A 7,588-nucleotide genomic window follows, 5' to 3' on the forward strand; every position below is an offset into this window, starting at 1 on the left:
CGGTAAAATCTCTGTCTTTAGGCTAAAGATACATATCTTTAGGTTAAAGACACATATCTTCAGCTTAAAGATACATATATTTAGGTTAAAGATAGAGATTTCATGAGGGAATGTCCGGCTTTGTAGGGGATGAATCCGGTTATTTACTTCAGTCTGTGAGGGAAAAGGGCGTACATAACAAATCATACCCTAAACGGAAACATATTAGACGGTCGGTGGCTAAATGGAGGTGTTGTATGTAACATTTGGACTCGCGGGTTTGGCGGATAACTTCTACTTTTGTATGGGAAAAAAGAATTGACGTTTAACTTTAATATCAGTTGGATATATGGATATGAAAAACATTTCTTATTGTCTGCTGGCCGGTCTGTTGCTCGGCTCATGTTCCGGCGTTTATGAGGAGACAGATAATGGAGTGATTGTGAAAGTACAGCGGAAAGGAGATACGGGCGTGCGTATGGTCCGCCTGCAGGTGATGGGCGACAAACTTGTCCACGTGTCGGCGACACCGGAAAGCAGGTTCGCCGACCCCCAAAGTCTGGTTGTGGTTCCGCAGAAGGAACAGACGCCGTTCGGTGTGGAGCAGAAAGGAGATACGGTGACGGTCGTTACTTCCGAACTCCGTGCTTCCGTACTTGCATCGACCGGGGAGGTCTGGTTTACAGATGAAAATGGGAACATGATTCTTCAGGAAAACAAGGGAGGCGGCAAGACGTTCACCCCTATAGAGGTGGAAGGGACCAGAGGCTATACTATCCGTCAGGTTTTTGAGTCACCGGACGATGAGGCTTTCTACGGACTGGGACAGCATCAGTCGGATGAGTTCAATTACAAGGGAAAGAATGAAGAACTCTTCCAGTACAACACGAAGGTTTCCGTTCCGTTCATCGTTTCCAACAAGAATTACGGCGTGCTTCTTGACAGCTATTCGCTCTGCCGTTTCGGCAATCCGAACGATTATTCCCAGTTGGGGGATGTGTTCAAGCTGTATGACAAGGACGGAAAAGAGGGAGCGATAACAGGTACTTATGTCCCCGCTCCGGAATCGGGTGCCGGGACATTGGTCCGCCGGGAGGACTCGCTTTATTTTGAGCATCTGGTCAGAGGCGACCTGAATCATGTGGTGAATTTGCCGGAAGACTTTCCGCTGTATGGCTCAAAGGTCACTTATGAAGGGGAGATTGAACCTTCGCAGAGCGGGGAATTCAAGTTCATCCTCTATTATGCAGGCTATACCAAAGTGTATATCGACAACAAACTGGTGGTTCCGGAGCGCTGGCGCACGGCATGGAATCCGAACAGCTATAAGTTCTCCGTGAATCTGGAGGCCGGAAAGCGTGTGCCGTTGAAGGTGGCATGGAATCCGGACGGAGCGGTTTCTTATTCCGGGTTGCGTGTGTTCAGTCCGGTTGACCCGAAAGAGCAGGGCAAACAGTCGTGGTGGAGTGAAATGACTCCTCAGCTGGACTATTATTTTGTCGCCGGTGACGATATGGATGATGTAATCAGCGGTTACCGTACCTTGACAGGCAAGTCTCCCATCATGCCTAAATGGGCGATGGGCTATTGGCAGAGCCGGGAGCGTTACAAGTCGCAGGATGAAATGTTGGGTGCGTTGAAAGGTTTCCGTGACCGGAAAATTCCGATAGACAACATTGTGCTCGACTGGAGCCACTGGCCGGAAAACGCATGGGGAAGCCATGAGTTCGACAAGGCACATTTCCCGAATCCGAAAGCGATGGTCGATTCCATTCATGCAATGCACGGGCACATAATGGTGTCCGTATGGCCGAAGTTCTATACCACGACCGAGCATTACAAGGAATTTGACAGGAACGGCTGGATTTATCCGCAGTCCGTGAAGGACAGCCTGAAGGATTGGATTGGCAAAGGGTACACATACGGCTTCTATGACGCATACAGTGCCGAGGCACGCAAGCTGTTCTGGAAACAGATGTACGAACACTATTATCCGTTGGGCATCGATGCCTGGTGGATGGATGCCAGCGAACCGAATGTACGCGACTGTACGGATTTGCAGTACCGTAAGGACTTGTGCGGGCCTACGGCATTGGGTCCGTCGGCGGAATATTTCAATGCGTATGCGCTGATGAACGCGGATGCCATCTACAACGGGCAACGGGGTGTGGACAACAACAGGCGTGTCTTTCTGCTGACCCGTTCGGGCTTTGCCGGCTTGCAGCGTTATTCCACCGCTACATGGAGCGGTGACATCGCGACCCGTTGGGAAGATATGAAGGCACAGATTTCCGCCGGTCTGAATTTTGCAGTCAGCGGAATTCCCTATTGGACAATGGATATAGGTGGCTTCTGTGTAGAGAACCGTTATGTGGCGGGACAACAGCAATGGAACGAAACGAGGACGGAAAATGCCGACTATAAAGAATGGCGCGAACTGAATACGCGCTGGTTCCAGTTCGGAGCGTTCTGTCCGCTGTATCGTGCACACGGTCAATATCCGTATCGTGAGCCGTGGGAGATTGCCCCCGAAGGTCATCCCGCCTACAATTCCATTGTTTATTATACAAAGTTACGCTACAATATGATGCCGTATATTTATTCGTTGGCGGGCATGACGTGGTTCAAGGACTATACCATCATGCGTCCGCTGGTGATGGATTTTACAGCTGACACGAATGTAAACAATATTGGTGACCAGTTCATGTTCGGTCCTGCTTTCATGGTTTCTCCCGTTTACTGTTACGGAGACCGCAGCCGTGAGGTGTACTTCCCGAAGTCGGAAGGCTGGTATGACTTCTATACAGGGAAATATCAAAAAGGTGGAGTGAAAGCCGAGGTGGAGGCACCTTATGAACGCGTTCCGCTATATGTGCGTGCAGGTTCTATCGTGCCGTTCGGCGAAGACATCCAATATACGGACGAGAAGCCGGCTGACCATATCAGGCTGTATGTGTATCAGGGAGCGGACAGCGAGTTTACACTCTATGAAGATGAGGGCGTGAACTATAACTACGAAAAGGGAATGTATGGGATGATTCCGATGGAATATGACGATGAAACCCGTACTTTGACAATCGGCGAACGCAAAGGTTCGTTCCCTGGCATGTTGGAGGAGCGCACGTTTACGGTGGTTGTAGTTAATGAGGACAAGCCGCAGGCTTTTGATATTAATGCAAAAGGCATTGAAGTAAAGTATACGGGAAGCGCACAGACTGTGAAATTGTAATATTATAGGATTTGTTTATATGGTTAATAGATTAGTGTTGTTTGTGTCGGGAATCTGCTGCATGTTTTTTATGGCATGTGGCACATCTCCCGATGTTCCTCGTGAACGAATTGATTTTACCGAAGGCTGGCGTTTCCGATTGGGAGACACTCCAGAAGCTGCCGATGCAGACTTTGTGGACGAGGAGTGGAGGATGTTGAATCTCCCCCATGATTGGGCCATAGAGGGTGATTTCAGTAAAGATAATCCGTCCGGAACGGGGGGCGGTGCGCTTCCCGGAGGTGTCGGATGGTATCGAAAGACTTTTGTCCCTGAAAAGTCCGATGTGGACAAGAAAATCCGGATTGTATTTGATGGCGTCTATATGAATTCGGATGTGTATCTTAACGGGGTCCTGCTGGGGCATCGTCCTTACGGCTATATCACTTTCAGCTATGACCTCACCCCACATCTGAAATGGGGAGAGAAGAACGTGCTGGCCGTGCGTGTGGACAATTCGGAACAGCCCAATTCCAGATGGTATTCCGGCTGCGGCATCTATCGGAATGTATGGCTCGTGAAGACGGCTCCCGTGCATGTCGGCGAATGGGGAACTTATGTGACCACTCCTGTGGCGAATGAGTCGGAAGCGGTGGTGGACGTACAGACAATCGTCTCTAATGAAACGGATGAAAGTACCCAGATTACTGTCTGTTCGTCATTGTTCGATGCGGAAAACAAGTGTGTGGCCAAAGCCGATACATTATGCACGGTCGGCGGAGGAACGGACACAATAACCGTACAACAGCTGAAAGTGGCAAGTCCGCAGCTTTGGGGAATAGAGGAACCTTATCTTTATACACTGGTGACGGAATTGTTTGACGGAGACCGCTGCGTAGACCGTTACGAGACTCCGGTGGGCATCCGTACTTTCAGCTTTGACGCGGAGAAAGGCTTTTCCCTCAATGGAAAGCCGATGAAAATAAACGGAGTGTGCATGCATCATGACTTGGGTTGCCTGGGCGCAGCGGTGAATATTCGTGCCATCGAACGCCAGCTGGAGATTCTGAAAGAGATGGGATGCAATGGCATACGCTGCTCCCACAATCCCCCGGCTCCGGAGTTGCTCGACTTGTGCGACCGTATGGGATTCATTGTGATGGATGAGGCATTTGATATGTGGCGCAAAAAAAAGACAACTCACGACTATTCCCGTTATTTCAACGAATGGCATGAGCGGGACTTGCGCGATTTCATTCTGCGTGACCGCAACCATCCTTCCATTTTCATGTGGAGCATCGGAAATGAGGTGCTGGAGCAGTGGAGTCATGCTGATGCGGACACTCTGAGTCTGGAGGAGGCGAACCTGATACTGAACTTCGGGCATTCGAAGGATATGTTGGCAAAGGACGGGGAGATGAGTGTGAATTCGTTGCTGACAAAGAAATTGGCTGATATAGTGAAACAGCTCGACCCGACACGCCCTGTTACGGCAGGATGCAATGAACCGAATCCGTTCAACCATCTGTTCCGGTCGGAGGCGCTTGACATTATAGGTTACAACTATCATAATGTGAATGTCCCGGACGTACCTGCAAATTTTCCTGGGAAGCCTTTCATCATTACGGAGAGTAATTCGGCGTTGGCTACCCGGGGGTATTACCGGATGCCGAGCGACAAGGTGTATATTTGGCCGGAAAGATGGGGCAAGCCGTTTGCTGATTCCAGCTATTCGTGCTCTTCTTATGACAATTGCCATGTACCTTGGGGGAATACACACGAGGAAACCATCAAGCTGATACGTGACAATGACTTTATCAGCGGACAATATTTGTGGACAGGGTTCGACTATATAGGCGAGCCTACTCCGTTCGGATGGCCTGCACGCAGTTCCTATTTCGGTGTTGTCGATTTGGCGGGCTTCCCGAAGGACGCTTATTATCTTTACCAGTCGGAATGGTCGGACAAGCAGGTGCTTCATCTGTTCCCGCACTGGAACTGGAAGGAAGGCCAGGACGTGGATATGTGGTGTTATTATAACAATGCGGACGAAGTGGAGTTGTTCGTTAACGGGAAGTCGCAAGGTGTGAGGTCAAAGACTCCGGACTGTCTGCATACAGTGTGGAGAGTCAGGTTTGAGCCGGGAAGTGTGAAGGTTGTAGCCCGAAAAGCCGGGAAGATTGTAGGCGAGAAGGAACTTCGTACAGCAGGCGAACCGGCTCGGATTCGTCTGACTCCCGACCGTTCGCAGTTGGCTGCAGACGGAAAAGATTTGAGCTTCATAACAGTAGAGATTCTGGATAAGGACGGGAACTTATGTCCGAATGCCGATAATCTGGTAAACTTCAACGTGAAAGGAGATGCTTTCATTGTCGGGGTGGATAACGGAAATCCGATTTCAATGGAGCGTTTTAAGGACAATAAGCGTCGGGCGTTTTATGGAAAATGTCTGGTTGTAGTTCAGAATAAAGGAAAGAAGGGCATGGCGCATTTAATGGCTACGTCTGACGGGTTGCGGCCGGCTGATGTGGAGATTGCGATTGACTGATTCAACGAATTACATAGATTCATAAAAAATAAAAAAGAGAAATAGTCATGAATTTAAGAGCAAGGAAATTCTGGACCTTTTTCGGATTGCTGGCCCTGGGTCTTTCTGTATCGGCGGAGACAGGCAAACGGAATGAAGAGTCCTTGTTGAAACCTCGTATTGTCGTCTTGACAGATATTGCTCCGGCTGATGTTGAGCCTGATGACATGGAATCCATGGTCCGCTTGTTGGCTCATGCAGATATGTTTGAGATAGAAGGACTGGTCGCTACAGGCGGATGGAATATCTGTGGCGGTATCTATCCCGAAAGTTGGATGGACAGTTTGTTGACGGTCATCGACGCTTATGAAAAAGATTTACCCAATCTGATGAAGCGGTCGGAGCAGGAAGACTTTTTACCGGAAAAGCAGGAGAACGGAAAGCAGGAATTGGGCTATTGGCCCACTGCCGGTTATCTGCGCAGTAGGACGGTGTTGGGAAGCAGAGGGCTGGGAATAGAACGGATTGGTGAAGGCAATGATTCTCCGGGAAGTGACTTGATAATCAAGTTAGTTGATGAAGAGGATAGTCGTCCTTTATGGATTACTGTATGGGGTGGTGCCAACACATTGGCACAGGCTGTGTGGCGGGTCAGAAAGGAACGGAGCGAATCGGAAGTGCATAAGTTTCTGGATAAACTGTGTGTATATACGATTACAGATCAGGACGTATGTGGGGGGCCTCCTGTAGATTATGCGTTCAGTTCCCATCAATGGCTGCGCAAGACTTGCGGAAAGGAGCTGCGTTTCTTCTGGGATGAAAGTGCCTGGCTTGTGCAGAACACGCTTGGAAGTATGAATTGGGATGAATATGCCACCCATATACAGGGACATGGCCATTTAGGAAAGGTCTATCCGAAAAACAAATATGGAGTAGAAGGGGATACGCCTTCTTATCTGCATGTCTTTCCCAATGGGTTGAATAATCCTGCTGTGGGCAATCAGGTGGGTTGGGGCGGCTATTTCTGTTGGGCGCTTTCGCCTGACAGCCTGACGGAGTGTTACACCAATGCAGCTCCGGATGTTAAAGCTGTATCCGAGAAATACGAGAAATATTTTTATCCGGCCATCTTTGCTGATTTTGCGGCCCGGATGGATTGGGCGGCTTACGGAGAAGGAAATCATAATCCGTCTGTCTGCATAAATGGCGAAAGAGGTTTGGAGTCGGTCATGGTTTCTCCGAAAGTGGGTCGGAAAATACGGTTGGATGCATCTGAATCTTTTGATGCGGATAATGATTCATTGGCATATCATTGGTGGATATTGCCGGAGGCCGGTACCTATACAGGCCGTATGGATATTATGCAGGCCGACAGGTCTGTTGCAATCTTGGGTATACCACGGGATGCGGCAGGTAAGGAAATACATGTGATTTGTGAAGTGACGGACAATGGTTCTCCTGCACTGACTGGGTATAGGAGGGTGATTATACGTCCGGTTAATTAGTTTGTGTGATTGCATATAGCAAGTTACTCCCATTTTAAAGACTGAAAAAACTTCATTGGCTTTGGAAAAAAGATAGTTACACTTACTATTCGTCTTGATATGCTGAAATACTTTAATAACAGAAAACATGAATGACAAACTTAGTCTAGCAAGTTCAAGTTGTATATAGATACTTAGGGATATTCAGTAAATGTCCCTAAAAAGTAAGATGGCATATAAAGTCGATAGAGTATAATCACTTTATATGCCATTATTATTGCCCTTTTTCTGTGTTTTTTCATATAATCCTATCTGTTGGACATGATGTTCCGGAAGAAGTCTGATGACCTCTTCTGCTCCTGTCTGTAAAATCATGTCATGCCGCTTTAG

3 protein-coding genes are annotated in these 7,588 nt (G+C 48.5%); all 3 read left to right on the forward strand.

The genetic code is table 11. The features are described from left to right. Window positions 1-328: 328 nt before the first annotated feature. The 3 genes from NW212_RS13275 to NW212_RS13285 are packed head-to-tail and all read left to right on the forward strand — an operon-like array spanning window position 329 to window position 7,219. Window positions 329-3,208 (forward strand): TIM-barrel domain-containing protein, encoded by a 2,880-nt coding sequence (locus NW212_RS13275; protein ID WP_258339120.1) that lies wholly within the window; start codon window positions 329-331, stop codon window positions 3,206-3,208. A gap of 19 nt (window positions 3,209-3,227) precedes the next feature. Further along, window positions 3,228-5,735: a glycoside hydrolase family 2 TIM barrel-domain containing protein gene (locus NW212_RS13280; protein WP_258339121.1), complete on the forward strand. Its 2,508-nt coding sequence runs from the start codon at window positions 3,228-3,230 to the stop codon at window positions 5,733-5,735. A 47-nt stretch (window positions 5,736-5,782) separates the two neighbouring features. Continuing rightward, window positions 5,783-7,219, forward strand: a complete 1,437-nt coding sequence (locus NW212_RS13285) for a DUF1593 domain-containing protein (RefSeq protein WP_258339122.1) — start codon at window positions 5,783-5,785, stop codon at window positions 7,217-7,219. Window positions 7,220-7,588 lie beyond the last annotated feature (369 nt).

Origin of the sequence: Bacteroides sp. ET225, from assembly GCF_024733745.1 — a bacterium.
Lineage (GTDB): Bacteria > Bacteroidota > Bacteroidia > Bacteroidales > Bacteroidaceae > Phocaeicola > Phocaeicola excrementipullorum.